The following is a 26,187-nucleotide window of genomic DNA, read 5'->3' as shown; positions in this document are numbered from 1 at the left end:
TGGCATTTCGTGTGTGGTCAATTTTCGTCGGTGGGCCAAATGGTTGCCCATTGTCCAGCGCGTATCGGGGTGGCTGGAGCGTCGCTGTGTTTCTAGATGTGTAAACCTTTATTTGCCTGGAAATAGGTTCATGCAACCCTGATAAGAAGATGGCGTATTTGAGTTATGCTGCTTGAATAGGAATGCTTATAAAAGTAGGCAGACAATTGTGTGCAAAGAAAGGCAGAACACACGTGGGACAGCGTAAAGAACGCAGCTTGAGCCGGAAGCTGGGCCTTGGTGGCGTCTTGGGCCTCGCAACGGTCGGTCTGGCCGCTTGTGAGGTCGAGCCACCAGCAGCGGCATCGAAATTCCTGCACATGGGTTGGCCTGAGGGAGTTACCCCCGAGGCGAACTCAATGTTTAATTTCTGGATCTGGATTTGGGTCCTTGCCTGGTTTATCGGCATTATCATGTGGGCGCTGTTCCTGACGGCCATTTTCCGCTGGAGTGCCAAGCGTGCAAAAAAGAATGGTCGAGGAGAATTCCCTCGTCAGCTCCAGTACAACGTGCCCGTTGAGTTGGTTTTGACGATTATTCCCGTCATTATCGTCATGGCGCTATTCTTCTTTACCGTTCAAGTCCAGCAGAAAGTTGTCGCGAACGACAAAGAGCCTGAGGTTGCCGTAGACGTCACTGCCTTCCAGTGGAACTGGAAGTTTGGTTACGCAGAGGTTGGCGGAAACTTCACTCCTAATGGTCAGGATTATCTAGGCGAAGACGAAGAGCGTACCGCTATCGCCGAGAAGTCCAAGCATGACCCTGAAGACGTTAAGAACGCCAACCCTGTTCACGGACGTTCCAGCGGTGACAACTCGTACTTGAATTACAACGAGATCGAGACGCTGGGAACCACAGATGAGATTCCTGTTTTGGTTCTGCCTACCAACACCGCAATCGAATTCCGTCTTGCTTCCGGCGACGTTTCTCACTCCTTCTGGGTCCCTGAATTCTTGTTCAAGCGTGACGTTTATTCTCACCCAGAAAACAACCAGCAGGAGCGCGCATTCCAGATCGAGGAAATCCAAGAAGAGGGTGCCTTTGTAGGTCGCTGTGCTGAAATGTGCGGTACTTACCACGCGATGATGAACTTTGAGATTCGCGCGGTTTCCCCGGAGAAGTTCGCTCAGTATATGGAATTCCGTATGGCTAACCCGGATGCCCCTAACTCAGAGGCACTGGCATCCATCGGTGAAGCCCCATATGCAACCTCCACCAAGCCATTCAACTCCGCTCGCGAGACCGCCGATGGCGATAACGCGGCAGATCCGAACACCGCTCTGTAAAGCCAAAGGAGAATACAGACATGCGCGCCAGTGCGAAACTCTTTTACGCAATCGCCGTCTTCCTCGGAATCTCCGGTGTTGTCTACGTCTTCGGTACCGTATGGATTGAAGATGACGGTTGGAAGTACCGCTACGACTGGGCTGGTGGCCTCCCGTTGCTCTTGTCGTCCCTTATGGCGATTATGCTCGGTGCCTACCTGCATATAACCGAATCCCGATCCGATGTCCTTCCAGAGGACTGGGAGGAAGCGGAAATCTCTGACTCCGCGGGAGTCCTCGGATTTTTCTCCCCGGGATCCATGTGGCCATTCTGGATGTCGATCTCCATCTTTGTATTCGGCCTTGGTGTTATCTTCCTGTACTACTGGCTGATCCTGGTTGGTGGCGTAATGCTCATTTGGGCATGTACGATGCTGAGCCTGCAATACGGATTGCCTAAGGAAAAGCACTAGTTTCAATCCCTGATCTGGTTTCGACGCAACCTTCAACCCCTAATTGTTCTTTGTTTGAGCAATTGGGGGTTTTGTTGTGCCGCGGGGCGAGGGTGGGAAGGGTAAATGAGAGTGTAAAGACTCTGAGCGAATATCGACTAGTGACGAAAAAATGATTGAGTTCCAAGCTGTTCGAATCATGAATTAGTTGGCGCAATTTTAGGGGCAATCAAAAGTTGCAATCATCGCAAAATGGCAGTTTTGCCTTGTGAGTTAGGGCACTTTGGCAGGTGGGGTGCGAAAAGTAATACCCCCGATTTGAGTTAAGGCAGCAATCTACTCTCGCTAATGATCGAGGCTATCGGGGGTGTAATTGCCGGTTGACCTGCTAATTAAGTTAGTCGGAATTTGCGGGAAAAAGTTCCAAGGTAGGTATAGATACTTTAGCTACCCCCGTATGGTGTGAGTGTCGCTTATGGCCTTATGGTGACCTGGGAAAACGGCTAAGAATTGAGATGAAATTCGAGAAAGGACGGTGCATACTTATGAGCGTGACGAGCGCAGTAACTAACCCAGGAATGACAGCACCACAACGTGTTGTGTCGCTGAACCGACCAAACATGGTCAGCGTAGGCACGATTGTGTTCCTGTCGCAGGAATTAATGTTCTTCGCCGGACTGTTCGCGATGTGGTTTACCTCGCGCGCAAACGGACAGGCAGGGGACTGGACTGAACAGACCGAGCACCTTAACGTGATCTACGGTCTCATCATTACAGCTATCCTTGTTACTTCGTCTGTGACCTCGCAGTTCGGTGTTTTCGCGGCCGAGAAAGGTGACGTCTTCAAGCTCCGCTTGTGGTACGTAATCACTATTGCCCTTGGTGTTGTTTTCTTGGGCATGGTCGCATTCGAGTATTACGAGATGATCTCGCACGGCGTAACCATTCAAGCCAGTGTGTTTGGCTCGGTGTTCTTTATCATCACCGGCTTCCATATGCTGCACGTGACGGCGGGCCTTATCGCATTCGCCATCGTCCTGGGGCGAATTTGGAAGTCTAAATTCACCCCCGCACAGGCAACTGCTGCGATGGCAGTCTCGTATTACTGGCACTTCGTTGACGTCATCTGGATCGGCGTCTTCATTGTTATTTATCTCGTTCAGTAGGCCGTAGCTCGCCGTAATCCGGCCTACAGCCCTTCACTTTCCGTTCTCGACATATTTAAGGGAAATGATGGATTCCAACCCGAACACAGAGCCGCAGTCGGAGAACCCTACTGCTGCCAACGCGAGCGCTTCGCGCCGCAAACGCAAGATGCGCCGGACGCTCGCCGGTGCAGCTGCTTTGTCTGTGGGACTCACCGGTGCAGGCATCTTGGCCAGCGCATTGACTCCAGACGCTCAGGTAGCAACCGCACAGCGTGATGACCAAGCCCTTATTCAAGAGGGTAAGGACATTTACGAAGTTGCTTGCATTACTTGTCACGGCACAAACCTGCAAGGCGTACCTGACCGTGGGCCATCACTGATTGGTGTCGGTGAAGGTTCCGTTTACTTCCAGGTTCACTCTGGCCGCATGCCGATGATGTCTAACGACGCCCAGGCGGAACGTAAGACTCCTCGCTATACGGAACAACAAACTCTTGCGTTGGCTGCTTACGTTGCAGCCAACGGCGGGGGACCCGAACTGGTGTATAACGACGATGGCACCATCGCAATGGAAGAGCTGCGCGGTTCTTCGTACGATGGAAAAATCCATCCAGAAGATATCGCCCGTGGTTCGGAATTGTTCCGTATGAACTGTGCTTCTTGCCATAACTTCACCGGTCGTGGTGGCGCCCTGTCTTCAGGTAAGTATGCGCCTCCACTGGATCCGGCGAACGAGCAAGAGATTTATCAAGCCATGTTGACTGGCCCGCAGAACATGCCGAAGTTCTCTGAACGTCAACTCACCCACGACGAGAAAGCAGACATCATCGCGTTTATTAAGGACGCGAAAGAGTCTCCATCCTCAGGCGGTTGGTCTGTAGGCGGATTGGGCCCTGTCGCTGAAGGCTTGGCCATGTGGATCATCGGCATCACCGCTTTGGTTGGTGCAGCTATGTGGATTGGATCGCGTACCTAATGTCGAACGAGAAAAAAAATTACACGGAACAAGAGCTTCGGGGCATGAGCCAGGATGAATTGGCTCAACTTGGTACCGAGCTCGATGAAGTGACAGTTGCTTATCGGAAAGAGCGCTTCCCGGTAGAGAACGATCCTGCTGAAAAACGTGCCTCCATTTCCGTTGGCATCTTTTTTGCAATTGCAGTCGTCGCCGCCATCGCGTTTTTAGGCGTGTACCTTTTCTGGCCATGGGGCTATAAAGGGCATGGGGAAGACGGCCAGTGGTTGCACGCGGTATACACCCCGTTATTAGGTCTTACCTCCGGTTTGGCCATCCTTTGCTTGGGCATCGGTGTGGTCATGATCGTCAAAAAGATGGTGCCGGAAGAAATTGCCGTGCAGAATCGCCACGACGGACGTTCTGATGAGGTTGACCGCCAGACCGTTACCGCGTTGCTGAATGACGCTTGGCAGACTTCCACCCTCGGTCGTCGTAAAGCACTGCAGGGGCTGCTTGGCGGCGCGGGTATCCTTGCAGGTCTTGTAGTGATTGCACCACTGGGCGGAGCTATCCGCAATCCTTGGAAGCCACGCCACGAGCTCAACTACAACGGAGACGGAACTCTGTGGACATCAGGGTGGACGCTTCACGATAAAGGCGTAAAGCTTTACCTTGCCCGGGATACCGGAGCGATTGCCGAATACCACGAAGGGCAGGCCGGGAACCACTGGGAGACTAAAGGCGTTACCCGCCTAGTCCGCGTTCGGCCCGAAGACCTGTCTGCAGCCGCGATGGAAACCGTTTTCCCATTGGCAGAAGACGATGTGAACGATGGAGATCGTTACGATCCACAGCGCGACGTATACGAAAACCATATGCATTCTATCCATGGACCACGTAACGCCGTTATGCTCATTCGTTTGCGCCATGACGATGCCAAAGCTGTTGTCGAGCGCGAAAACCAGGAAGATTTCCACTACGGCGATTACTACGCGTACTCCAAGATCTGTACGCACGTTGGTTGTCCAACCTCTCTATTTGAGGCACAGACTAACCGCATCCTGTGCCCGTGCCACCAATCGCAGTTCGACGCTATGCAATACGCAAAGCCTGTTTTCGGACCTGCGGCCCGTGCGTTGCCACAGTTGCCCATCACCGTTGACGAAGAGGGCTACCTCATCGCTCGCGGTAACTTCATCGAGCCAGTTGGCCCGGCTTTCTGGGAGCGTGAATCCTAATGAGCAATAAACTCGGACAAATAGCAGACAATGTTGATTCGCGCTACACCATCTCGGGGATGGTGCGCACCCAGATCAACAAAGTCTTCCCAACCCACTGGTCCTTCATGTTGGGTGAGATTGCCTTGTACAGCTTCATTATCTTGCTGCTTACAGGCGTGTACCTAACTCTGTTTTTCGACCCATCAATCACCAAAGTGATCTACGACGGTGGATACCTGCCGTTGAATGGCGTCGAGATGTCACGCGCATACGCAACCGCACTTGATATTTCTTTTGAGGTGCGCGGTGGCCTGTTCGTGCGTCAGATGCACCACTGGGCAGCGCTTATGTTCATGATGTCGATGGTTGCTCACATGCTCCGCGTGTTCTTCACTGGCGCATTCCGCCGCCCTCGTGAAGCTAACTGGATCATCGGTTGCGCATTGATCATGCTCGGCATGGTTGAAGGCTTCATGGGTTACTCTCTGCCGGATGACCTGCTCTCCGGTGTCGGTTTGCGCATTATGTCGGCCATCATCCTCGGTGTCCCTATCATCGGAACTTGGATCCACTGGGCCATCTTCGACGGGGACTTCCCATCGGACCTGATGCTAGACCGTTTCTATGTGCTGCACGTCCTTATTATCCCAGGAATTATTCTCGCGCTAATTGCTGCCCACTTGATGCTAGTTTGGTACCAAAAGCACACCCAATTACCTGGGCCGGGCCGCACTGAAAACAATGTTGTAGGCGTCCGCATTATGCCAGTATTCGCTACTAAGGCGATTGGCATGGGTTTGATCGTTGCCGGTGTTCTCGCATTGATGGCGGGGCTACTGACCATCAACGGTTTCTGGACTATTGGACCTTACAACCCATCTCAGGTGTCCGCAGGTTCGCAGCCTGACGTTTATATGTTGTGGACCGACGGCGTTGCCCGCATTATGCCAGCTTGGGAACTGTACATCGCTGGCTACACGATCCCATCAGCATTCTGGGTCGCGTTGATGTGTGGTGTGATGGTAATGCTGCTCTTCGCTTACCCTGCCTTGGAAAAGAAGGCAACTGGCGACGACGCGCACCATAACCTGCTGCAACGTCCACGCGACGTTCCAGCGCGAACCGCGATCGGCGCAATGGCGATCACGTTCTTCCTGCTGGTAACAATTTCCGGTGGTAACGACCACATCGCCCACTTCTTCAACATCTCGTTGAATGCCATGACCTGGTTCGGCCGCATCGGCTTGGTTGTGCTCCCACCGTTGGTTTACTTCTTGACCTACCGCATTTGTGTCTCGTTGCAGCGCTCTGACCGCGAGGTGCTGGAACACGGCATCGAAACCGGCACAATCAAGCAGCTGCCGAATGGTGCATTCATCGAAGTACACCAGCCACTTGGACCGGTCGACGATCATGGTCATCCTATTCCGCTGGAGTACGCCGGCGCGGCCGTGCCGAAACAGCTGAATAACTTGGGTTATGCCGATCAGAATGCGTCCGGCGTCTTTAGTCCGGATTCAGATGACGTAGCATCTCGTCGACGTCAGATCGAACATGACAACCATGCTGAAGAGGTTGAAATGCTGCGTCGCCTCAATGAGGCCAATCGCGAGGCTGACCGTCGCAAAGGCCACTTAGACTAAGGCAAAAGACACTTAGACCAAGTGAGCGCACAATCTGGCCTCGAAAGCTAGATGCGACGCCTTAATCAAGTAGCAAAGGCTCGGTATTGGATAAACCAGTACCGAGCCTTTGGCATTTCAAGGTGTAATCTTCTGGCCGCTAGGAGATCATTGGCTACGTAGGCCCAAGTCGATTTCTGGTTCCTGCCTAACATCGAGCACATCTAGAGTAGGTCCGTTGTCTAAGTGGGCCTCAATTAAGGATTCATCGTCGTTTCTGTCCCGGCTTAGTTTTAGCGTTGAGCTTTCCCAGCCCTGTGGTTTATGGGCGGGAATTTAGCAACCACCTGGTTCCTGTGTTTGATTTCACATATGACTAGTTTTTTCAGTCTCTGCTCGACTCCTAGGCGCTTGCGCTTTCACTGTAACGGGCATCCTTCCCTCTGAAACGCCAGGCAAGAGACGGTTTCTTGGGTGCTGTAGTGATCTTCATAGTATCGGCGGCTTGCGAACAAGTCGTTGATGTATATCTGACAACAGCAAGATAACGGGTAGATAACGGAAGTAATCACAGGCCTTGATTCGACAACGTTTGTTGTCATTTCGTAACCTATTTGAGACATTGCGTCGCACCAGTTGCATGAGTTCAGGCGGACTCGGTCGGTACGGGGCAAACTACGAAAACTGTAGTGCATACTCAATCTGATTTGGAGAAGATTTCGTGGCTAAACACCGTAAGCAGAATGTGTCCACCAAGCGCCGCGTCGCTGCAGCCTCCGCTGCTGTTGTTGGTTCGACGATGATGGCCCCGGGCATGGCGTCCGCAGCCCAATTCACAATTCCAAACACAAACTTCACCGTTGACGTTCCTGGCGTGGAAAACATCCCTGGGGCGGATCAACTACTCGGTAGCTCCCAGGCGCCCGCACCTCATGCAAACCCAGTACAGGTGGCTCACGCTCCCGTGGCATCGAAGGGACAGCAGATCGTAGATGCCGCTCGTTCAGCAATCGGCAGCCCTTACGCATGGGGAGCGGCAGGGCCAGGCTCTTTTGATTGCTCTGGTTTGACGAGTTGGGCTTACCAGCAGGCTGGCGTGAATATCCCGCGCACGTCACAAGCTCAGGCAGCTGGCGGTACGCGTGTGTCGCTCGACGCCTTGCAACCAGGCGATATTATTGCCTACTACGGCGGTGCATCTCACGTCGGAATCTACACTGGGCATGGCACTATCATTGACGCCCTAAACGCCGGCAGCCCAGTCGGTGAACGCCCACTGCATTTCCAGCCAATCCATTCTGCAGTCCGTTTTTAGCTCTTTTGGGGCAGGACTAGCCAATTCACTGTGTAGGGCGCTAGTATTGCCGTTGGTCTACTCGCTTCATCCAGAAAGTCATTTCCACGCATGTCTTCCGCCGCTTTTCGGTCGCGCCAGCGCTTCCTAGCTATCGTCACCTCCAGTGCACTTGTTTTTGGTGCGATTGGTGTCAACCCCTCCATTGCCTCGGCAGATGATGTTGAGATCGCTACTCAGCAGATTCAAGAGTCCGGCTTTGAGATGTCCCGTAAACACGAAGAGCTGAAGAATATCGAGGAGAAGCTGAATAAACGCGCCCAGAATGTTGCGCATCTCGACGTCCTCAGCACTGATGCCAACCACAAGGCTGCTAACGCAGCTGAAGCACGCGCGCAGCTGCAAGCCACCGTGGACCAATTAGCGAAAGCTCAGTACACCGGAACGGGCTTGGATAAAGCCGCCTCTGTCATGTCGTCGGGAAGCCCACAGGAGCTTATCGACCGGCAATCGTTCATGGGGGCGCTTTCTCGTGATGCCGAGGCTGATATCGTCCGTCTACAGCAGGAGGTCCGCGAGTCCGCTCGTGCAGCCAGCAAGGCGAATGCGTTGTTGCAAGAGGCGATCTTCCACAAAACCGATTTGGAAATTCAGCGCACTAAACTGCAGGAAGAACGTGACGCCCTTGAGGCAAAAATCGGCGACCTTGAAGCCCGCGTCGAAGCGCTAAGCGATGAGGAGCGCATTTCTTTGGCAGGCGGTGCTCCTGCGGACTTTGCTAAAATCGGCGATGCGTTGCTTAGCGCAGCGGGTTCAGGCGCTTCCGGTGCGGCCTTAACTCGGCTGGGTATGCCTTATAACTGGGGGGCTGCGGGGCCAGATTCCTTCGACTGCTCGGGTCTTATGCACTGGGCTTATCAGCAGCAAGGGAAGAGTATCCCGCGCACTTCACAAGCGCAGCTAGCCGGTGGCACTCCGGTTTCCCTGAATGCTTTGCAGCCCGGAGATATTATTGGTTATTACCCTGGCACCACTCACGTAGGTATGTACATCGGTGATGGCAAAGTAGTCCATGCTTCGACCTATGGCGTGCCCGTGCAGGTTGTCCCTTATGATTCGATGCCTATCACTGGTGCTTCTCGGTATTAAATAGCCGTCTACCGCACGGAACCCAACCCGCGTCTCAACATGAGCCGCGGGTTTACTGGTGCCATGCCTAACAACCAAAGCGATATTTAGTTCGGCGACCATAATTCAGGTGGCGGTAAAGCATTTCGGAACGCACCGTAGCATAGGCAAGTGGATGGAGTATAGTAACTACGTTATGTCTATTGCCCCTAATGCCTTGACGATCGGTGTGGATATTGGTGGCACCAATATGCGTGCGGCTGTCGTTGACACGCACGGTGAAATCCTCGATCGTGCAGCCACACTCACACCAAACAGTGAAGACGTTCTGGTCGACAAATTGGTCGCACTTGTCAACACCCTTCGGGACCGTCATGAAATTGCAGCTGTCGGACTGGCAGTCGCGGGCTTTTTGGACCCTGACTGCACTACCGTTCGCTTCGCACCGCATTTGCCTTGGCGCGATGCCCCTGTTCGAGAGATCATGACTGATCGTTTGCAACTTCCCGTGCGCTTAGAACACGATGCCAATTCTGCAGCGTGGGGAGAGTACGTTTTCGGCCAAGCACGGGAAGCCGGAACCTGGGTGTATTTTTCGGTAGGTACCGGTATCGGGGCAACAATTATGCACCGCGGAGAAATCTTCCGTGGTTCTTTTGGTATGGCGCCAGAATTCGGTCACGTCACGGTAGTGCCTGGTGGTAGGCAATGCTCGTGTGGGAAGCGGGGATGTCTGGAGCGTTATGCGTCCGGTACGGCATTGGCGGACACAGTCCTGGAACTCGCTGACGACTGCCCGGAGTATCGCAGAAGTCCTTTGCTGCATACCGCGTCAACAGGCGAAGAGATCATGAACGCCGCGCGTGATGGTGATGCGCTTGGGCAGGCGGTGGTTGGTGAGTTTGCACGTTGGCTTGGGATCGGCCTGTCGTTCGTTGCGGATGTCATTGACCCGGAATTAATTGTCCTCGGAGGTGGGGTAGTTGGTAATCACGATTTATTTTTGCCAGCTGCAGACCGGGTACTCAGACAATCAATGGTGGCTGCGACACATCGGCCACACCCAGAGGTTTCTGTCGCGAAACTAGGTTCTGCGGCAGGTATGGTCGGAGTTGCACATTTATCGCGTTATGCTGAGAATTTTCCTAATTAGGCGTCTCCATAAATCAAGCTAGGAAGGCTGGTTAAGGGCTGTGGCACACGTAGAAACCAAGAGCATGAACAACGGCTGGTACCACTTTTTCAAATACGTTTTGATTGGCCCATGGTTACGGTTGTGGAATCGCCCTTTTACGGAAGGTTTAGGCAATGTTCCGGAGCAAGGGGCTGCGATGGTCGTCTCGAATCACCAAGCGGTGATGGATTCATTCTATTTGCCCTTGGTTTGCTCTCGACAATTTACATTTCCGGCGAAAAAAGAGTACTTCACAGGTAAAGGAATTGTCGGTTCTCTGCAGCGTTTCTTTTTCACCTCTGTCGGCCAGGTCCCTATTGACCGTAAGGCGAAAGACGCGGGTGGAGCGCTCGTAGACACTGCAAAGAGCGTCTTTGCAAGGGGAGATCTACTAGGTATTTACCCAGAAGGTACCCGTAGTCCTGATGGCCGGGTGTACCGGGGCCGCACTGGCATGGCACGCATTGCTATGGAAACTGACGTGCCTGTTATCCCTGTCGCGATGATTAATGTCGCCAAAGCGAACCCCATCGGTACCTGGATTCCGCGCCCAGTTAAGGTCGGAGTTCGCTTTGGCACACCTGTTTCTCCCCACGAATGGGCGCGGAACCGTGGCTTAGACCCGAAAGAACACCAAACGATGCGTGATTTTACGGACTTCATCATGCATGAGCTTGCGGAATTAACCGGAGTTGAATACGTCGATCATTATGCCTCTGAGGTGAAAGAGTCGCTAGCTGCCGGAAATGGATACCCGGAAGGTGCCGAGCCAAACCAGACATAATTGCAGGAGTATCGTGGCGCAGCAAAGACTCAAGTGGCCCGATATCGCCCGGGGTGTATCGATTCTAGGCGTGATCATTCTGCACGTATCGCTGGCAGTTCCTGAGGCACGTGATACCTGGCTTTCTCAAGCAAATGAATTTCTGGATCCACTGCGCATGCCGCTATTCTTTTTAGTCAGCGGGTTGTTCTCGGCGAAAGTATTCCGGTTTAGTTTTCAACAACTTTTCACGCGTAGACTGTGGTTTCTCCTGGTCCCTTATATCTTTTGGGTGCCACTCGAACTAGCGGCATACCAGGTCGTACTCGTTAATGATTATGGTGCGGAGTGGCCACCTGCACAATACTTTCTCAAACAGGTAATCACAGGTTCAACTTTGATCTGGTTTTTGTACGCGTTGGTGCTTTTTAACATCGCTTTGTGGGCACTTCGCGCATTGCCAGGCTGGGTAGCAGTTCTAGTGTCTTTCATCGTGCCGGTGTTATTGCTTCCGTTTCACGAGCACTGGCATATGATCGCTAAGTCGGTTATATATCTGCCGGTATTCGTTTTTGCCGCATATTTTGCATCCTCCATCCACCGCTTTACCGCTCATGCGAAGCGCATTCCGGTGGTAATCAGTGCTCTGGTGGCTTATTTGCTTGGTTATGCCGGGGCACAGTTGTGGGAAAGCGTACGCGGTGAACAGGCTTACTGGAGTGGTCCGGGGTCTATTGAGTTTGGACCTTTTGAGTTGGATTTGTTCTTCCGCATTATCCAGCATGCGTTTTCTTTGCCTGCCGCGATAGTGTTGTCGGTATTACTGACCTATCTTCCGCGAGTCAGCACCGTGTTATTAAAACTTGGTCGGAATACTCTGCCACTGTATATCGGCCACCACTTCGGCATCATGGCGCTGTTTCACTATCAGCGCTTGTGGGTGGTGGATGTCGAATTGGAAGATATCACCCGCTTTGGCCGTTTTCCGTTTGAAAACTCTCTGTTCTGGGCATTTTGCGGTCTGCTCGGTGCTTTAGCTACGGGTGCGGTGCTGAAATATCTCACACGCGCCAAATTTTTGCGGTGGTTGTTATACCCGCCCCCGTTGTCAGCCCTAGGTAGGCGCGAGTAAGATCAGTGCCGAATGCGCAGGACGCTAAGCAGAAAGAAGCTTTTCGTGGATAAACTCACCATTTTTCGACTGGTTGCGGTCACTGCCAGTATCGTTGGCTACGTCGTTTTAGCATCGATTGGTGTAGACGCCACCATCGTCGGTCCCATCTCGGTGGTGTTGATTCTCCTGCTGTTGTTCGTTCCGTTACGCCGCCGTTGACTAGGCTGCCGTCGATATTGATTTAGGAAGAAGCAAGCATTTCGTGCGCTATTTTTATGACACCGAATTCATCGAAGACGGCACCACCATTCAGCTGGTCTCGATCGGCATTGTCTCAGAACGCGGTGAAGAATACTATGCCGTGTCTACAGATTTTGAACCGCAACGTGCAAATTCTTGGGTGCGTAAAAATGTTCTGAGTAAGTTGCCACCCCGCAACGCCAGTGTCTGGAAAACCAATTCGCAGATTCGTCGGGAGGTTCTTCAATTCCTTACTGCGGAGGGGCGCCCAGACCTTTGGGCGTGGGTCGGTGCGTATGATCATGTGGTGCTTGTGCAGTTATGGGGTGATATGAGTGGATTACCACAAGCAATTCCGAGGTTTACCCATGAGCTGAAACAGTTGTGGGAAATGGTCGGAAGGCCGAAATTACCGGATGTGCCGAAAGGTAACCATGACGCGCTTGTCGACGCCCGGCACAACCTGGAAAAATTCAAGGTTTGCCAAAAACTGGCCCGTTTAGATCGGGATAATCGAGGGCAAAGAATGCTATCTTAGCTCTCTTCAATTACTTCTGCTTTAATGGAAGTGTGAGTTGGACAGTAGATATCCCCAAAGACGCGCTACCTGATCTTCCACCGCTTCCGGATGGCATCCGTGAGCGGTTTGAAGATGTCATTGCTCGTCCAGCCTTTCAGCAGCCCACGTGGGACCGTGCGCAAGCCGATAACGTACGCAAAATTTTGGAATCGGTCCCACCGATTGTTCTGCCACCAGAGGTTTACAACCTGAAGTCGCAGTTGGCTCAGGTTGCTAACGGCGAAGCTTTCTTACTGCAGGGTGGAGACTGTGCGGAATCGTTTGAAACCAATACCGAACCGCATATCCGGGGCAATATCAAGACTTTGCTGCAAATGGCAGTGGTGCTGACTTATGGGGCCTCGACGCCCGTCGTCAAGCTTGCTCGTATTGCCGGCCAGTACGCCAAACCGCGTTCATCAGATCGAGACGGCAATGGTCTGCTGAATTATCGCGGTGACATCGTGAATGGCGTCGAGCCGACCGAAGAAGCTCGTAGGCACGACCCGGCTCGTATGATTCGCGCTTATGCTAACTCCTCAGCCGCGATGAACCTCGTTCGTTCACTTACTTCATCGGGGACCGCCGATCTGCACCGATTGAATGAATGGAACCGTAAGTTTGTCGCCACGTCTTCCGCCGGGGCACGTTACCAGGCTTTGGCAAACGAGATTTCGCGTGGTCTGCGTTTCATGGATGCGTGCGGCGTCAATGACAGTGTGCTGAAGACTGCCGATATCTACTGTTCGCACGAGGCTCTGCTTGTTGACTATGAACGTGGCATGCTGCGTTTGGGGCAAGACGAAAATGGCGAAACCAAGCTGTACGATTTATCGGCGCATCAGGTTTGGATCGGTGAGCGCACACGTGGCTTGAACGATTTCCACGTTAATTTCTGCTCGTTGATTGCGAACCCAGTGGGAATCAAGATCGGCCCATCGGTTACCCCAGAAGAGGCACTAGCTTATGCCGAGAAACTGGATCCGAATAAGGAACCAGGTCGGCTGACTTTCGTCGCACGCATGGGGCATGACAAGATTCGCAGCGTTTTGCCGGGTGTGATTAAGGCAGTGGAGGAAGCTGGACACAAGGTTGTTTGGCAGTCCGATCCGATGCATGGCAACACATTTACTTCTTCCAATGGCTATAAAACCCGCCATTTCGACAAAATCATTGACGAAGTGCAGGGATTTTTCGAAGTACACCGCGCGCTGGGGACTCACCCGGGCGGTATTCACATTGAGCTGACCGGCGAAGATGTCACCGAGTGTCTCGGTGGTGCAGAGGATATTACGGATGTCGATTTGCCTGGACGTTATGAATCAAAGGTTGATCCACGTCTGAATACGCAACAGTCTTTAGAGCTGGCGTTTCTGGTCGCTGAAATGCTTCGTAATTAGTACAAGCCGATCCCAACCAACATTAGATCTGGTTGGGATGTCTCCCTGCGTGCGTGCTGTAGGAGCGCGACGTGATACTGCTGCCGTGCTCCGTATTCGGCAACTAAAAGCAGGAATGTGTGTATTTGAGCTTCCATGGCGGAGCACAGCGCACCACGCGGAACGTCAGAGCCATAATTGCGGCATATAACCGTAGCCACCCGAACCAAACCACCAGCTGGCTACAGCGACGGCTCCGGTTGCCAATGCCATCAAGAAAACCACCAGAAACAGCTTTACTCGAGAGCGGTTGCTGAGCGGTTTTTCCTTTGGTGCAGGGCTTGCCGACGCAGGTGGTTGCATCGCCGGGGCTGCGGGCGGTCTTGGTCCAGTAACTGGTGCAATAGGTGCTGAAGGCGCTGCTGGTGTAGGCATTGCGATTGCTGGTTCAACGGCTCCCGGGTTAGCGGATACAGACGGAATGGCGATGTCGGCGGAGTCAGCAATGGTGCCGTCGGCTAGCGTTTCCGGTGCTTCTTCGCGCTCGGAATCGCTAGCTGCCGGTGCCCCGGAAGCTTCGTCCATCACAGGTAAATGGGCAGTAGCTTCGGGGAGCGGAGATTCTGCGAATGGTGCTAGTACTGCAGCCCGATGCGCGGCAGCATTCTCGGGCACGGGCACGGCGATGTGCGGCAGTAGGAGCTCACTGGCGACGTCGTCCAGAGCATCCAAAAATTCTTGTGCATCGCGGAAGCGCTCGTCGGGATTGCGGGTGGTTGCCGAGGCTACCAATGCATCAAATAGCGGCGGGATACCATCGATCAGATCTGATGGCGCTGGAACATCATTATGCAGGCGAGCGAGCGCCCGGCCGAGGGAAGTTTCCCCCTCAAAGGGAACCTTGCCGGTTAATAGCTCAAACAATACGATTCCGGCGGAGTACACGTCGGTTGCCGGTGTGATGCGGCCACCGTCGACCTGTTCTGGGGAAATATACGAGACAGTGCCGACGATTTGGTTGGAGGTTTTCTGTGGGTTGTTCATCGCCCGCACCAAACCAAAATCGGCGAGTTTGATGCCACCATCGGCGTCGATAAGCACGTTGTGGGGCTTGATATCACGATGCACCAGGCCTTTGTCGTGCGCCACCACCAGGCCCTGCAACACGGAGCGCAGCAAAACCGTGGCGGTGGCCGGATCCAAGGGGCCAGTTTCGGCTAAGAGTTCACCTAAAGTACCGCCGGTTATCAGCTCTGTGATTAAGAAGATGTGTTCGCCCGCGGAAGAAAAATCATAAACGCCCAGGATATTGGGATGGCGCAGTTGTGCCATTGCGCGAGCTTCGCGGGTGAAACGGTCCCTGGAAATAGGATCGTCAAGGTAATCGCCATCCATGACTTTTGCTGCGACTGCGCGCCCAAGCCGGAGGTCTAGACAGCGGTAGACGGTGGACATGCCGCCACGAGCAATCGTGCGGTCTATGCGGTAGCGGTCCTCAAGTACCTCACCTGGTTCCAGCCTTGTCATGGTTTCCAGTATGACTGATGAGCCGGAATAAGTGTGTACAGGGCGCGGGAAAATCTTGTCAGTGAAACTCTTAACTGAAACTCTTAGCTGAAATTCTTAGCTACGCGCTTCGATCGTCGGCCTGGGTAGTAGAGTGGTGGGGTGTTGGATAATGAAGAACAGTTGAGTGAAAGAGCACTAGCCCAGTTGCTTGCCGACGATGAGCTGCTAACGCTGCCGCAGGTTGCAGAAAAACTCGGGCTGCGCATCACGCGTGTGCATGACTTATTGTCTGCAAAGCAGATCATCGCGGTAGAGCTCGAAGGCCACCGCTATGTCCCAGCAGCCTTTTTTAATGACAAGGGCGCGATCAGCAAACATGTCTCTGGCGTGATTACCGTGCTTTCCGACGGAGGGTTTAGTAACAGCGAGATTTTCGCACACCTGTTTACCGCTGATGAGACTCTGCCGGGCCGTCCGATTGACGCGCTGCACGGGCACCTGGCGCGGGAGGTTATTCGCCGCGCGCAGGCTCTAGCATTTTAGCACTGTGCTCGGGCTTTCTGGGGTGCGCTTTCGTTAGCGCTTGCCCCGCCAGGGGTATTACCAGGATAGTTAACTCGGGTTCCGAGTGGGAATACCAGGATGGTCAGTGCCCAGGCAACAGCGCCCGTCGCCAATACCCATACCAGGTTGTAAAATTGGTGGTTTCCCCCTGCTGCAAAGCCGAGCGCGATAAACACCGAACCGCCCGTCGCTAGTTTCCATACCCACATTGGCGGGCGCCCCACCCCAACTAACGAGATGAGTGAGGCGTAATACCAGGGTAGGGTGACTGAGTTCGCGACAAACGCGACGGAGTACGCCGCGGCAATTCCATGTACAGAGGCTCGCTGTGTTTTTCGGAATACCAACCAGGTAACCGCCAACCCAGTCAGCATGAGCACTGAGCCAACTGTTCGAGTTAGTGTCAAAACTTGGTTATAGGTGAGGTCGATATCGGCGAGCCCCAAAACCCCACTGACGAGCACGTCGGTTACCAGCGTTGGCAATGCCAAAGGGTTTACCACCTTCGAATTGCCGGTTATCTCTGTCAGCCAGCCCCAGGAAGAGCCAGACGCTAGCGTGACCGCTGCAATCACTAGGATCGTTTCTACAACCGCACTGATGCCCAGCACCAGCAAAGCCACCTGGCGCCGCCACACTGGATCGTGCAGCGCGGCGTAGTGACGCAGCATCATCCAAACAACGAATGGCAGCGCGATTCCCGCCGTTGCTTTTAGCGATACTGCGACCGCGATCAGGGCAATTCCAGAAACAAAGCGTTTGCGCAGAGACAACAGCAGGCCCAGCGAAACCAGGCCGACCATCACTGATTCGTTGTGCATGCCCCCAATCAGATGCAAAATCAACACCGGGTTCGCGACACCAATCCATAGCGCAAGTTCGGGGTTGCCACCGAGGTACTGAGCGATCCGCGGTACCGCATAGACGATGCCGGCGAAACCCAACACCGATAGCAACTTGTAAACAACGATGCCCGCTGTGACGTTATCGCCCACGAGACCAGTAATGATTTCCCCTGTCCATAAATGCAGCGGGCCATACGGGGTAGTGGTATTGCGCCAGTCATGGGAAACCTCCAGCAAATACGGTCCTGGGTTGACTGCCGCACCGTCGTTGTAAGGGTCGAAGCCATCGCGAAGCATCGCGCCCTGCATTAAATAGGAATACACATCCCGTGATGCCAGCGGCCCTGCGAATAATAGAGGCGCGGCCCAAACCACAATGTGCTTGCCGACGGAACTTCCGGTTTGTGAAAGATCACTCTTCTGCTTTTCGACGAGCTGACGCCCCAGAAGCGCCCAGGCTGTTACCAGCAAGAATAGCGCTATCCAGTAGATTACGCTTGCGAGTCCGCGTGCGTGGCCGAAGCTGAGAAAACTCAACCCGAGGTCATGTAATATTCCGCCGCGGTTTCGGACAGCACCCGCACCGAAGGACGAGAGAGTCAGTAGCACAGTTGCGGCTAGTCCGAGCCATAACGGGCGAGGGGCGTGCAGTTGAACCGTCATCAGCTATGACGCCTCGTGGCTTTGAGCGCAAGTGCTTCCAGATTGTTCCGCACGTCGTCGGCAAGGGGTACCGCATGGAGGTGTGCTAACCCAGACTCATACAGATTGTCGATGGTGCTTTCTATTTCTTCAACTGCACCAGACTTGGTGATTATTTCTCGCATGTGATTGATCTCGTCTGGGTCAGCAGTATTACCCAGCAGCTTCCGAAGATCGGCCGCTGCTGATTGATCATGTTTATCAGTGCGGGTGAGCGTAAGGGCGATAAGCTCGGTGCGTTTGCCTTCGCGGAGGTCGTCGCCAGCGGGTTTGCCTGTGATCGCCGGATCGCCGAAGACTCCGAGTAGATCGTCGCGCAACTGGAAAGCGATACCAATATCGTGTCCATATCCGCGGAAAGCTGAAATGAGTTCCTCGGAACCGCCACCGATAGCTGCCCCCAAATGCAGTGGACGCTCAATTGTATAGGCGGCAGTTTTGAAGCGGTTTACATTGGCGGCCAAAGCGCGGGATTCGTCGGCATGAGCTTCGATGGAAATATCAAGCATCTGTCCACCGATGACTTCTTGGCGCATATGGTGCCAAGGTTTTTGTGAGCGTATTAAAGCGTGCGCGCTGATTCCTGATTCGTGGAACATATCATCGGCCCAAGCCAATGCCATATCGCCCAGCAAAATCGCGACGGAAGTCCCGAAATGCTGCCCGTCGCCGAGCAAGTCCTGCACTTGGTGGCGTTGTGCGACCTGCCGGTGTACAGCAGGCTTACCGCGTCGGGTTTCTGAAGCATCGAGAATGTCGTCGTGTATCAGAGCGCAGGCTTGGATGAGTTCCAAAGAGGCAGCGGCCCGAATGACGGCAGCATGATCTTCGAGGGAGGTTGATTCTGCGGTGGCCCCACAAAAGCCTGCCCACAAGTAGAGCGGGCGGATTCGCTTGCCACCTTCGAGGACGAAGCGTTCCAGGTATTCGGCGGCTTCCGTCACGGGGGTGCCAATACTGCTGAGCTCACTACGTCGAGAAGCAAAAAATTCTTCTAGTGCACGCTGTACGGCGCCGGGAAGTTCTTCGAGGGGTAGCAATGGCTCGTTGTGATCACGCAATTCGAATGCCACGGAAAAGTCCTTGCATGGGTGGTTGGGAAGCTTGTAGTACCTGTGAGCCTACTGGGTTTCGGTTCCAGGTAGCGGTAGTGGGGCTGCCAAAATCGCATAATCGCGACGATCGCCAGGGTAGTGGACGTGCCTGGCGACATCGCGGAACCCTAAGGAACGGTACAGACCAAAAGCACGATTGGCTTCACCAGCAACTTCGGGGGTGGAAAGCAATAAATAATCAGCAGGCAGGTTCCAGGCCAGTTGGGTGAGCAGATGCTTGCCGACGCCGTGTCCTTGCATCTGTGGCAAGACATGCAGTTCAGCCAGTTCTATATAGCTGGCGAGTTTTTCGTGGTGTTCGTCAGTGGTGCCGGCCTGTTCTAGAAAAGCGCGTAAATGGTTGTCCCACCAATATCCGCGGTGTCCCAAAAAACCGTACGCAACCCCAATGATTGTGTCTCCGAAGACTGCAATGATGGCACTGAAACCCGGATGAAAAATATCGTGTCGCCAGGAGTTTATTCGACTGCTGGCGATGTTCGCTGGGTAGTCCATAGCGCGCAAGTAGATGTTCACTAAATCGGGCACCAAAAGAGAAAATTCCTGTGGCGATAGGCGTCGGTATTCAATCTTCATGCAGGTCACCGTCATTCTTTCGAACTAATTTTCGTTTAATCTGGGGCGGGTGTGAGTTTCTAGGCGTAGTTTCAAATTCCACACGCTGAATGCAGTGCTAAAAGCGGCGAGAGCGCAAAGCGATGGCAGTCCGCAAAGTTGCTGTGGGGCAGTGGGGTAATTGGATAAACGAGACAATCGGAAACGAAACAATCGGAAACGAAAACGAGGTAGATGATGACGTCACAGGTTATTTCTGCAACAACTAAATTTAACCACACGGCTGATGTCTCGCGTGTACGTCATCAGAAGTTGTTGGATAGTGCTGTGTTGCTTGTAGAGCAGGCGCGCGAACAATTCCGTGCAGGGGAAGATGTGCGCGCTCTTGAGCTTGCTTATATGGCTGGTTTGCGTCTGGCTGGAGCTCGGGTGGCGCTTTCTCCCGTGGAGCGCAAGAGGCGTAAGCCATCTAGTGCTTGGGGTCAGTTGGCGCTTGTTGATGCTGAGGCCGAGCGGTGGGCGCAGCGGTTTCAGCAATTTTCTGGAATCCGCCGAGATATAGACCTCGGTCAGGCAGTGGAGGTTTCCCAATTGCAGGTCATTTCTCTAATAAAACTAGTTTCGGAATTTTTGGCTGAAGTGTCTTCTGTTGCTCTGGTTGCGCGCAGTGCGGCTTAATTGTTTCTGAGGGCTTACGTCTAGGACGACTTGTTTGCTGGGCGAAGACAAAAGTAGAAATTCCGGGAACAATAGCGATACTCTGGGCGTTGATTAGATAGAAAACAAGTGAGAAGTGTCCATGCGCGCTGTTGGCAGGCCGTGTGGGATGCCAATTGCCCCACCAGGAGGAATCGCCGTGTCGCTGTCTGAGCAAGAGCAGCAAGCACTCCGTCAGATTGAGGAGTCGCTGCTTGCTGAAGACCCTAAGTTTGGCTCTTCAGTTTCCGAAGATGACTCGTCCTTCACTGGTTTCGGTGAAGGTGGGGGAATCACCTTGCGTGGAGTCGCAGTAGTTGGGTTGGTGGCGGTTATCGGTGGCGCCGCGGCTGCGCAATTCAGTCTTTGGTATATCGCTATCAGCATTGTCGGTTTCTTGGTTATGTTTGGCGCCGGTGTTTGGATGCTCCGGGGTGATGGAAATTCCAGTGGTCAGCTTTCGTCGGCTTCGCTTACGAACACTGTTTCCTCGCCCTCTGCACGCGGGAAATCTTCTAATGCTTTCAAGTCCTCTCGTGGTAACGATGGCAAGCGCACATTGGGGGACAAGATGGAGGAGCGATTCCGCTCACGCTTCGATGAGAATTAGTCCTGGGGCGTTCGCCCGTAAATAGCTCTATTAACCCCATGGTGGTCCTTGTGATCACCATGGGGTTTCTTGCATTGTGCATCCCCCACTTTGCCCCACCTTTGGGTGCAATCTCCTAGAGGGTTTAATTTTCCAGGTATTCCGATAGGCAAATTCGAGTTGAGGGCCGGGAAATAGGCTGGCAGGTAGTGGAATGACGTCACGATAGGTTGATTTTAGTGTTGGAAATCTGAGCTCTCTGGAAAAATCTCCCACCCGTTTTCATGTGTTTTACCTGCATGAATGTTCTATCTGTGGTGGTGTGTTGCTTTCTGGCGTGGTGTTTGGGGTTGATTGTGGGGCAAAGTGGGGTAGAGTGGGCTTAGCCGACATGACAGGTCTTGTGTATCCGCAAGGCTGACGTGGTGGCACAGAGAAAACCCGTGTACCGGAGGAGTTGAGCGACAGGAGGTCACCGAGAATGTTTCTCGGCACGTACACTCCCAAGCTCGATGACAAAGGGCGCCTGACACTCCCGGCGAAATTTCGCGATGAACTTGCTGGTGGGTTGATGGTAACGAAGGGGCAAGATCACTCTTTGGCGGTCTACCCCCGGGAGGAGTTCGCTGCGCGCGCTCGCAAAGCGGCGGCGGTCTCACGTACCAATCCGGAAGCCCGTGCATTCATTCGCAACTTGGCAGCAAGTGCAGATGAGCAGCGGCCAGATGGTAACGGTCGTATTACCTTGTCAGTGGCGCACCGCGAGTACGCAAACCTTTCGAAGGAATGCGTCGTCGTTGGTTCCGTGGATTTTCTCGAAATCTGGGACAAAGAGTCCTGGGCCGCATACCAAGAACAGACCGAAGCTGCATACTCTGCAGCCGACGCTGATGAAGTGCTGGCTGGCCTTCTCTAAGGCAGCGCACGGAGTGTGTATAAGGACTCTGTTTGAGGCGGATGCCTCTGGTGTACTTCCCCGACATCAGAAACCTGCCTCAAACAGAGCCCTATATACACCCCATCACCACAGAGCTTTTTGCGCGAGGGGAGGACAGTCGCCATGGCAAACCCGACAGAACCAGTGGACGCAGCACAATCCACTTCGGAACAGTCGCAGCACGGGCACGTCCCAGTGATGCGCGATCGGATGGCTGAGCTTTTGGCGCCAGCTGTAGAAGCAGCGGGGGCACCCGGAATTCTTGTCGACGGCACCCTGGGTGCTGGCGGGCACACCGAGTATTTTTTGCAACGCTTTCCTGACGTCCGCGTGATCGGTCTCGATCGAGATAGCAACGCACTGCGGTCCGCGACTAAACGTTTAGCCTCGTATCGAGATCGGTTTTGCGCAGTGCAGTGCCGGTTTGATGAATTCGCAGACAAACTGGCTACCAGTGTTGCAACTGCGGCAGTGTCTAGTGCGGATGCCGATGGTGTCGATGCCCCGAAGTCCCAACTTGTAGATGCTGAGACCTGGAATGCAGAGTCCCAGACCGTTGCGTATTTTGGAAACACTGAGATTCTTGCCGACGCTTTTCATGCCGGTATAAGTGGCGCATTGTTCGATCTTGGGGTGTCTTCGATGCAGCTGGACCAACTTGAGCGTGGTTTTGCGTACAAGGCAGACGCTCCGTTGGATATGCGCATGGATAGTGCAGCACCGATCACAGCGGCAGATATCCTGAACACCTATTCCCACGGGGATCTTGCGCGAGTTTTGAAGACTTATGGTGATGAGAAATTCGCTGGAAAAATTGCTTCGGCGGTGTTGCGCGAACGTGAAAAGCAACCTTTTTCTACTTCGCAGCGGTTAGTAGAGCTTTTGTATGCCACCATTCCGGCTCCAGCGCGTCGTAGTGGCGGACACCCAGCGAAGCGCACATTTCAAGCGCTGCGCATTGAGGTTAATCAAGAACTCGCTGCGATAGAGAATGCGTTGCCGATGATCACGAACATGCTGCGTGACGGTGGACGAGCGGTGTTCATGAGCTATCAGTCCTTGGAAGACCGGCTGGTCAAAAAGCACTTCCGCGATATTTCACAGTCGAAAACACCGGCGGGTCTGCCAATGGATTTGCCTGGTACTGCTGCCAAATTTCGCGTTATCACCCGTGGCGCGGAACAAGCGAGCGAAGAAGAGATCGTGGAAAATCCTCGTGCCGCATCGGTGCGAGTGCGCGCCGTTGAAAAGTTGCAAGAAGAAAAGACCGCATGTGCGGTGGACTCGGAAGGTCGTAGCTAGAGATGTACACCAGCACTGATGAGCGCCAGCGCCGTACCACGAATTTCAGCCAGGCCAACACCACCAGCAATGGCACCACAACGCTACCGCGGCGCGCCGAATACACCCGTTCGGGAAATCAACCGGGTGCCGGTGGTGGAGTACGGCAATCTTCTGTTCCCCATAACTTCCGTGAGCGCCAGCACCCAGGTGACGGTACCCACGGCTACGCTGCCCCCTCGCGGCGCAGTGGTGGCTACAAGGCAACACACGCTGGAAAAGGCCCGCACCGTTTGGGATCGCAACAGGTGGTCAGCGTGCGCGGTCGCCGGGTTAACCCGGTTAAGCGGGTGACAACCCGGGCACGATTGTCTGTTCTCGCGATCATGATGATGATTGGCGGTATCGTGTTTGCCATCTGGCTGTCGGGTATTGCCACCCAACAGACCTTTCGAGTACAGGTGCTGACGGCGGAAGAAAGCCAGTTGAATAATGAGCTGGAAACGCTACATCGCGATTTGGAAAACGTGCGCTCAGCTGCGGAAGTAGCAGGCCATGCGGTTGCTGAAGGTATGCAAATTCCGGTGGAACCGGGAATTCTTCGGCGTGAAGAAAATGGCGACATCGTGGAAGATCGCCCAGCTTCGTCAGAAACGCGGCCTATTATTGATGTGAACGGAGAGCCTGTTCGCCCGGGGCAGGCCTCCAGTGACCCAGATGGTATCGGTGAGCTGCGCCATCGTCTGGAATCGATTCCGGAAGGTCGCCGAGGTATTCCGTATCCGCATGCTGGCGGACCACAGGCTCCAGAAAGCGCAGCTTCTGAGGTCGGTGAACGACCTGCTTCGGCTCCGGAAGGTGCTGCGGGTAGCCCTGCACCGCACGCCGGCGAGCCAGGATCCGTGGACTCTGAACCAGCCGGTCCGGATGCCAACCCGGACGCGGTGGCCCCGCAAAATAACCAAGTCCCGTTACAGGCGCCGTACCAGCCCAATCTTCGCTAATTAGGAAGGTGACATTCCCACCGTGACATCTTCTGCTCAGCGCGGTCCACGTGGTTCGGCACGACCGCAGACTCCACGCACGCCACACCAGGAACAGCGAATGCTGATGCATAAACGCCTCCGGCTTATCGCTGCGCTGCTGCTAGTTTTTTCGGTGGTGCTCGCAGGACGGCTTGCATGGGTGCAAGTGGTGTGGGGGCCAGATCTCTCCGCACGTGCAGAAGACCAGCGCGCCCGCATTTATGTTGATCCAGCCCGGCGGGGCGGTGTAGTGGACCGTGAAGGCAAACAGATCGCCTACACGATGCAAGCACGATCGTTGACAGTATCGCCCACAACCCTACGAAAAGAACTTCGTGAACAGGCACAGCTGGAATCAGATGAACGACTGGACGACGAGCAAAAAGACGAATACGTCGATGCCACATTGTTGAAGATGTCGCGAGAAATCCCGAAGATGATCGAGGAAGCTTCGGAAGACAAACAGGACCTAAAATCGAAGGATCTGCTAGATAAGCTACGTGCCGATACACAATACGAGGTACTGGTGCGGAACGTCGATCCTGATATTGCCGCAGAAATTTCTGAACGGTTCCACGGCGTTGCAGCCGACCACCAGGACATCCGCCAATATCCCAACGGGGCGATCGGCGAAAATATTGTTGGTCGCGTGTCGATGGATGGCACAGGGCAGTTCGGCCTGGAAGCTTCTCGCGACTCCACCCTTTCGGGAATCAATGGTCGCTCCACTGAAGATGTTTCTACTAATGGTCAAGTTATCCCTGGGACGTTGCGCGATGAAACCCCGGCTGTCGATGGCAAAGATATCCAGTTGACTCTGGATTTGGACTTGCAGACTTTCGTGCAGCAGCAACTTGAACAAGCCAAAAACAATTCGCGAGCAGAGTCTGCTGAGGCCGTAGTACTCGACGCCACCACGGGGGAAGTGTTGGCTATGGCAAATACCGATACGATTGACCCAAACGGAGATATCGCAAAACAATTAGAGGACGGCAAACACTTTGACAACCGTTCCATCTCGTTTCCTTATGAACCAGGTTCTGTAGCCAAGATCATTACCGCAGCTGCGGCGATTGAAGAAGGCATTACCACCGCAGATGAGGTACATACAGTGCCTGGCAGCATTCAAATCGCTGATGTCACCGTTAATGATGCATGGCCGCACGGTCCGTTGCCGTATACCACTGCTGGTATTTTCGGCAAGTCTTCCAACGTCGGTACGCTGCAATTGGCGGAAAAACTGGGGCAAGACAAGTTTGACGAATATCTGAATAAATTCGGTATCGGCGCCACAACTGGAATCGAGTTGCCTAACGAATCTTCGGGGCTGCGTCCGGCACGCTCGCAGTGGTCAGGCTCGACGTTTGCCAATCTGCCAATCGGGCAGGGTATGTCGTGGACGACGTTGCAGATGGCTTCAGTTTTCCAGACGTTGGCGAATGGTGGAGAGCGCGTAGAACCACGCATCATCAAATCCAGCGCGGAAGACGATGCGAAGAAGAACGCTGGTGAAGGTAACGGAGCCAACGACAATAAAGTCAAAGACAGCCACGACGCGGATGGGGCTGGAGCTAGCGACGATGAACCAGAAAAAACGCGGGTGGTAAGTAAAGAAACTGCCAAGACCGTCGTCGACATGTTCCGTGCCACCGTGCAAGCAGACCCGGTGGGAGTGAATAACGGTACCGCCCCGGATGCGAACATCGAAGGCTACAACATCAGCGGTAAGACTGGCACCGCCCAGAAAGTGGATCCGAATACCGGGGCGTACTCCAATTCAGCGTATTGGATTACCTTCGCAGGTATCGCCCCCGTCGACGATCCACGTTTTGTCGTCGCCATTATGTTAGACGAACCAGAGCGTGGCGTCCTTGACGGTGGTGGCGGAGGCGGTAGCGCCGGGCCACTGTTCCACCAGATCGCATCGTGGTTGCTGGACCGGGATAATGTGCCGCCATCGCCGCCTGCACCTGAGCTAACTTTGCAAGCACCGTAACCATGGTGTCTGCCTTTT

General features: G+C 53.9%; 25 protein-coding genes. 21 read left to right on the top strand and 4 right to left on the bottom strand.

All coding sequences use genetic code 11. From position 1 onward, the window contains the following. The first annotated feature begins 233 nt into the window (after positions 1-233). The 14 genes from ctaC to O146_RS0109495 all read left to right on the top strand — a co-directional run bounded on the left by ctaC (position 234) and on the right by O146_RS0109495 (position 14,376). The gene (gene ctaC / locus O146_RS0109560; protein ID WP_021353810.1) at positions 234-1,325 is read left to right on the top strand and encodes an aa3-type cytochrome oxidase subunit II; all 1,092 of its coding nucleotides are present in this window, start codon (positions 234-236) and stop codon (positions 1,323-1,325) included. Positions 1,326-1,345: 20 nt separating this feature from the next. After that, positions 1,346-1,777 (top strand): aa3-type cytochrome oxidase subunit IV, encoded by a 432-nt coding sequence (gene ctaF, locus O146_RS0109555; RefSeq protein WP_027018324.1) that lies wholly within the window; start codon positions 1,346-1,348, stop codon positions 1,775-1,777. A gap of 530 nt (positions 1,778-2,307) precedes the next feature. After that, on the top strand, positions 2,308-2,922 hold the full coding sequence (ctaE, locus tag O146_RS0109550; protein WP_027018323.1) for an aa3-type cytochrome oxidase subunit III: 615 nt from the start codon (positions 2,308-2,310) through the stop codon (positions 2,920-2,922). 64 nt (positions 2,923-2,986) lie between these two features. Beyond that, positions 2,987-3,880 (top strand): cytochrome bc1 complex diheme cytochrome c subunit, encoded by an 894-nt coding sequence (gene qcrC, locus O146_RS0109545; protein ID WP_024272904.1) that lies wholly within the window; start codon positions 2,987-2,989, stop codon positions 3,878-3,880. Further along, positions 3,880-5,100, top strand: a complete 1,221-nt coding sequence (qcrA, locus tag O146_RS0109540; RefSeq protein WP_027018322.1) for a cytochrome bc1 complex Rieske iron-sulfur subunit — start codon at positions 3,880-3,882, stop codon at positions 5,098-5,100. Before qcrC ends, qcrA begins: the two co-directional genes overlap by 1 nt. Continuing rightward, positions 5,100-6,725 carry a cytochrome bc1 complex cytochrome b subunit gene (gene qcrB / locus O146_RS0109535; RefSeq protein WP_027018321.1) on the top strand — a complete coding sequence of 542 codons (1,626 nt, stop codon included), beginning with the start codon at positions 5,100-5,102 and terminating at the stop codon, positions 6,723-6,725. Before qcrA ends, qcrB begins: the two co-directional genes overlap by 1 nt. A gap of 700 nt (positions 6,726-7,425) precedes the next feature. Further along, complete coding sequence (locus O146_RS0109530) at positions 7,426-8,019, top strand: C40 family peptidase (RefSeq protein WP_027018320.1); 594 nt, start codon at positions 7,426-7,428, stop codon at positions 8,017-8,019. Positions 8,020-8,109: 90 nt separating this feature from the next. Beyond that, entirely contained in the window at positions 8,110-9,147 is a 1,038-nt protein-coding gene (locus O146_RS0109525; RefSeq protein WP_027018319.1) for a C40 family peptidase, read from the top strand. 175 nt (positions 9,148-9,322) lie between these two features. Continuing rightward, a complete protein-coding gene (locus O146_RS0109520; protein WP_027018318.1) occupies positions 9,323-10,279 on the top strand; it encodes an ROK family protein in 957 nt (318 codons plus the stop codon). Between the two features lie 64 nt (positions 10,280-10,343). Continuing rightward, positions 10,344-11,084, top strand: a complete 741-nt coding sequence (locus O146_RS0109515; protein WP_027018317.1) for a lysophospholipid acyltransferase family protein — start codon at positions 10,344-10,346, stop codon at positions 11,082-11,084. 13 nt (positions 11,085-11,097) lie between these two features. Beyond that, positions 11,098-12,195 (top strand): acyltransferase family protein, encoded by a 1,098-nt coding sequence (locus tag O146_RS11845; RefSeq protein ID WP_035000787.1) that lies wholly within the window; start codon positions 11,098-11,100, stop codon positions 12,193-12,195. Positions 12,196-12,240: 45 nt separating this feature from the next. Then, positions 12,241-12,396, top strand: coding sequence for a hypothetical protein (locus O146_RS12685; RefSeq protein WP_021353821.1), 156 nt, complete (start codon positions 12,241-12,243; stop codon positions 12,394-12,396). A gap of 43 nt (positions 12,397-12,439) precedes the next feature. After that, positions 12,440-12,955: a polyadenylate-specific 3'-exoribonuclease AS gene (locus O146_RS0109500; protein ID WP_021353822.1), complete on the top strand. Its 516-nt coding sequence runs from the start codon at positions 12,440-12,442 to the stop codon at positions 12,953-12,955. A gap of 32 nt (positions 12,956-12,987) precedes the next feature. After that, the gene (locus tag O146_RS0109495) at positions 12,988-14,376 is read left to right on the top strand and encodes a class II 3-deoxy-7-phosphoheptulonate synthase (protein WP_027018316.1); all 1,389 of its coding nucleotides are present in this window, start codon (positions 12,988-12,990) and stop codon (positions 14,374-14,376) included. A gap of 165 nt (positions 14,377-14,541) precedes the next feature. Here O146_RS0109495 and O146_RS0109490 read toward each other — a convergent pair whose 3' ends face one another. Next, positions 14,542-15,882, bottom strand: coding sequence for a protein kinase domain-containing protein (locus tag O146_RS0109490; RefSeq protein ID WP_027018315.1), 1,341 nt, complete (start codon positions 15,880-15,882; stop codon positions 14,542-14,544). A 141-nt stretch (positions 15,883-16,023) separates the two neighbouring features. Here O146_RS0109490 and O146_RS0109485 point away from each other — a divergent pair, with 141 nt between their 5' ends. Next, positions 16,024-16,407, top strand: a complete 384-nt coding sequence (locus tag O146_RS0109485; protein WP_051619384.1) for an Rv2175c family DNA-binding protein — start codon at positions 16,024-16,026, stop codon at positions 16,405-16,407. Here the strand turns inward: O146_RS0109485 and O146_RS11840 are convergent. The 3 genes from O146_RS11840 to O146_RS0109470 are packed head-to-tail and all read right to left on the bottom strand — an operon-like array spanning position 16,404 to position 19,666. After that, positions 16,404-17,936 (bottom strand): alpha-(1->6)-mannopyranosyltransferase A, encoded by a 1,533-nt coding sequence (locus O146_RS11840; RefSeq protein WP_081820633.1) that lies wholly within the window; start codon positions 17,934-17,936, stop codon positions 16,404-16,406. The two genes, O146_RS0109485 and O146_RS11840, sit on opposite strands and share 4 nt — an antisense overlap. Beyond that, positions 17,936-19,048 (bottom strand): polyprenyl synthetase family protein, encoded by a 1,113-nt coding sequence (locus tag O146_RS0109475; protein ID WP_081820632.1) that lies wholly within the window; start codon positions 19,046-19,048, stop codon positions 17,936-17,938. Before O146_RS0109475 ends, O146_RS11840 begins: the two co-directional genes overlap by 1 nt. Before the next feature lie 48 nt (positions 19,049-19,096). Next, positions 19,097-19,666 (bottom strand): GNAT family N-acetyltransferase, encoded by a 570-nt coding sequence (locus O146_RS0109470; protein WP_027018312.1) that lies wholly within the window; start codon positions 19,664-19,666, stop codon positions 19,097-19,099. A 213-nt stretch (positions 19,667-19,879) separates the two neighbouring features. On the opposite strand from O146_RS0109470, the gene O146_RS0109465 reads away from it, so the two are divergent. The 6 genes from O146_RS0109465 to O146_RS0109440 all read left to right on the top strand — a co-directional run bounded on the left by O146_RS0109465 (position 19,880) and on the right by O146_RS0109440 (position 26,169). Beyond that, positions 19,880-20,323 carry an SAV_6107 family HEPN domain-containing protein gene (locus O146_RS0109465; RefSeq protein WP_027018311.1) on the top strand — a complete coding sequence of 148 codons (444 nt, stop codon included), beginning with the start codon at positions 19,880-19,882 and terminating at the stop codon, positions 20,321-20,323. Positions 20,324-20,501: 178 nt separating this feature from the next. Then, positions 20,502-20,951, top strand: coding sequence for a DUF3040 domain-containing protein (locus O146_RS0109460; RefSeq protein WP_027018310.1), 450 nt, complete (start codon positions 20,502-20,504; stop codon positions 20,949-20,951). A 460-nt stretch (positions 20,952-21,411) separates the two neighbouring features. Next, on the top strand, positions 21,412-21,846 hold the full coding sequence (gene mraZ, locus O146_RS0109455) for a division/cell wall cluster transcriptional repressor MraZ (protein ID WP_021353831.1): 435 nt from the start codon (positions 21,412-21,414) through the stop codon (positions 21,844-21,846). Positions 21,847-21,990: 144 nt separating this feature from the next. Beyond that, entirely contained in the window at positions 21,991-23,169 is a 1,179-nt protein-coding gene (rsmH, locus tag O146_RS0109450) for a 16S rRNA (cytosine(1402)-N(4))-methyltransferase RsmH (RefSeq protein ID WP_027018309.1), read from the top strand. A 2-nt stretch (positions 23,170-23,171) separates the two neighbouring features. Further along, on the top strand, positions 23,172-24,152 hold the full coding sequence (gene ftsL / locus O146_RS12255) for a cell division protein FtsL (RefSeq protein WP_051619383.1): 981 nt from the start codon (positions 23,172-23,174) through the stop codon (positions 24,150-24,152). A gap of 106 nt (positions 24,153-24,258) precedes the next feature. Next, positions 24,259-26,169, top strand: coding sequence for a peptidoglycan D,D-transpeptidase FtsI family protein (locus tag O146_RS0109440; RefSeq protein WP_035000784.1), 1,911 nt, complete (start codon positions 24,259-24,261; stop codon positions 26,167-26,169). Positions 26,170-26,187: the final 18 nt, after the last annotated feature.

It is taken from the genome of Corynebacterium pseudodiphtheriticum DSM 44287, assembly GCF_000688415.1.
Classification (GTDB): Bacteria; Actinomycetota; Actinomycetes; order Mycobacteriales; family Mycobacteriaceae; genus Corynebacterium; species Corynebacterium pseudodiphtheriticum.
This window is presented reverse-complemented; position numbering and strand designations above follow the sequence as displayed.

Excerpts from the sequence above, each read along its gene's own strand:
- ctaF (WP_027018324.1), top strand. The coding sequence starts at position 1,346 with ATGCGCGCCAGTGCGAAACTCTTTTACGCAATCGCCGTCTTCCTCGGA.
- qcrC (WP_024272904.1), top strand. The coding sequence starts at position 2,987 with ATGATGGATTCCAACCCGAACACAGAGCCGCAGTCGGAGAACCCTACT.
- qcrA (WP_027018322.1), top strand. The coding sequence starts at position 3,880 with ATGTCGAACGAGAAAAAAAATTACACGGAACAAGAGCTTCGGGGCATG.
- qcrB (WP_027018321.1), top strand. The coding sequence starts at position 5,100 with ATGAGCAATAAACTCGGACAAATAGCAGACAATGTTGATTCGCGCTAC.
- O146_RS0109525 (WP_027018319.1), top strand. The coding sequence starts at position 8,110 with ATGTCTTCCGCCGCTTTTCGGTCGCGCCAGCGCTTCCTAGCTATCGTC.
- O146_RS0109520 (WP_027018318.1), top strand. The coding sequence starts at position 9,323 with ATGTCTATTGCCCCTAATGCCTTGACGATCGGTGTGGATATTGGTGGC.
- O146_RS0109515 (WP_027018317.1), top strand. The coding sequence starts at position 10,344 with ATGAACAACGGCTGGTACCACTTTTTCAAATACGTTTTGATTGGCCCA.
- O146_RS0109490 (WP_027018315.1), bottom strand. The coding sequence starts at position 15,882 with ATGACAAGGCTGGAACCAGGTGAGGTACTTGAGGACCGCTACCGCATA.
- O146_RS11840 (WP_081820633.1), bottom strand. The coding sequence starts at position 17,936 with ATGACGGTTCAACTGCACGCCCCTCGCCCGTTATGGCTCGGACTAGCC.
- O146_RS0109470 (WP_027018312.1), bottom strand. The coding sequence starts at position 19,666 with ATGAAGATTGAATACCGACGCCTATCGCCACAGGAATTTTCTCTTTTG.
- O146_RS0109465 (WP_027018311.1), top strand. The coding sequence starts at position 19,880 with ATGATGACGTCACAGGTTATTTCTGCAACAACTAAATTTAACCACACG.
- mraZ (WP_021353831.1), top strand. The coding sequence starts at position 21,412 with ATGTTTCTCGGCACGTACACTCCCAAGCTCGATGACAAAGGGCGCCTG.
- rsmH (WP_027018309.1), top strand. The coding sequence starts at position 21,991 with ATGGCAAACCCGACAGAACCAGTGGACGCAGCACAATCCACTTCGGAA.
- ftsL (WP_051619383.1), top strand. The coding sequence starts at position 23,172 with ATGTACACCAGCACTGATGAGCGCCAGCGCCGTACCACGAATTTCAGC.
- O146_RS0109440 (WP_035000784.1), top strand. The coding sequence starts at position 24,259 with ATGCATAAACGCCTCCGGCTTATCGCTGCGCTGCTGCTAGTTTTTTCG.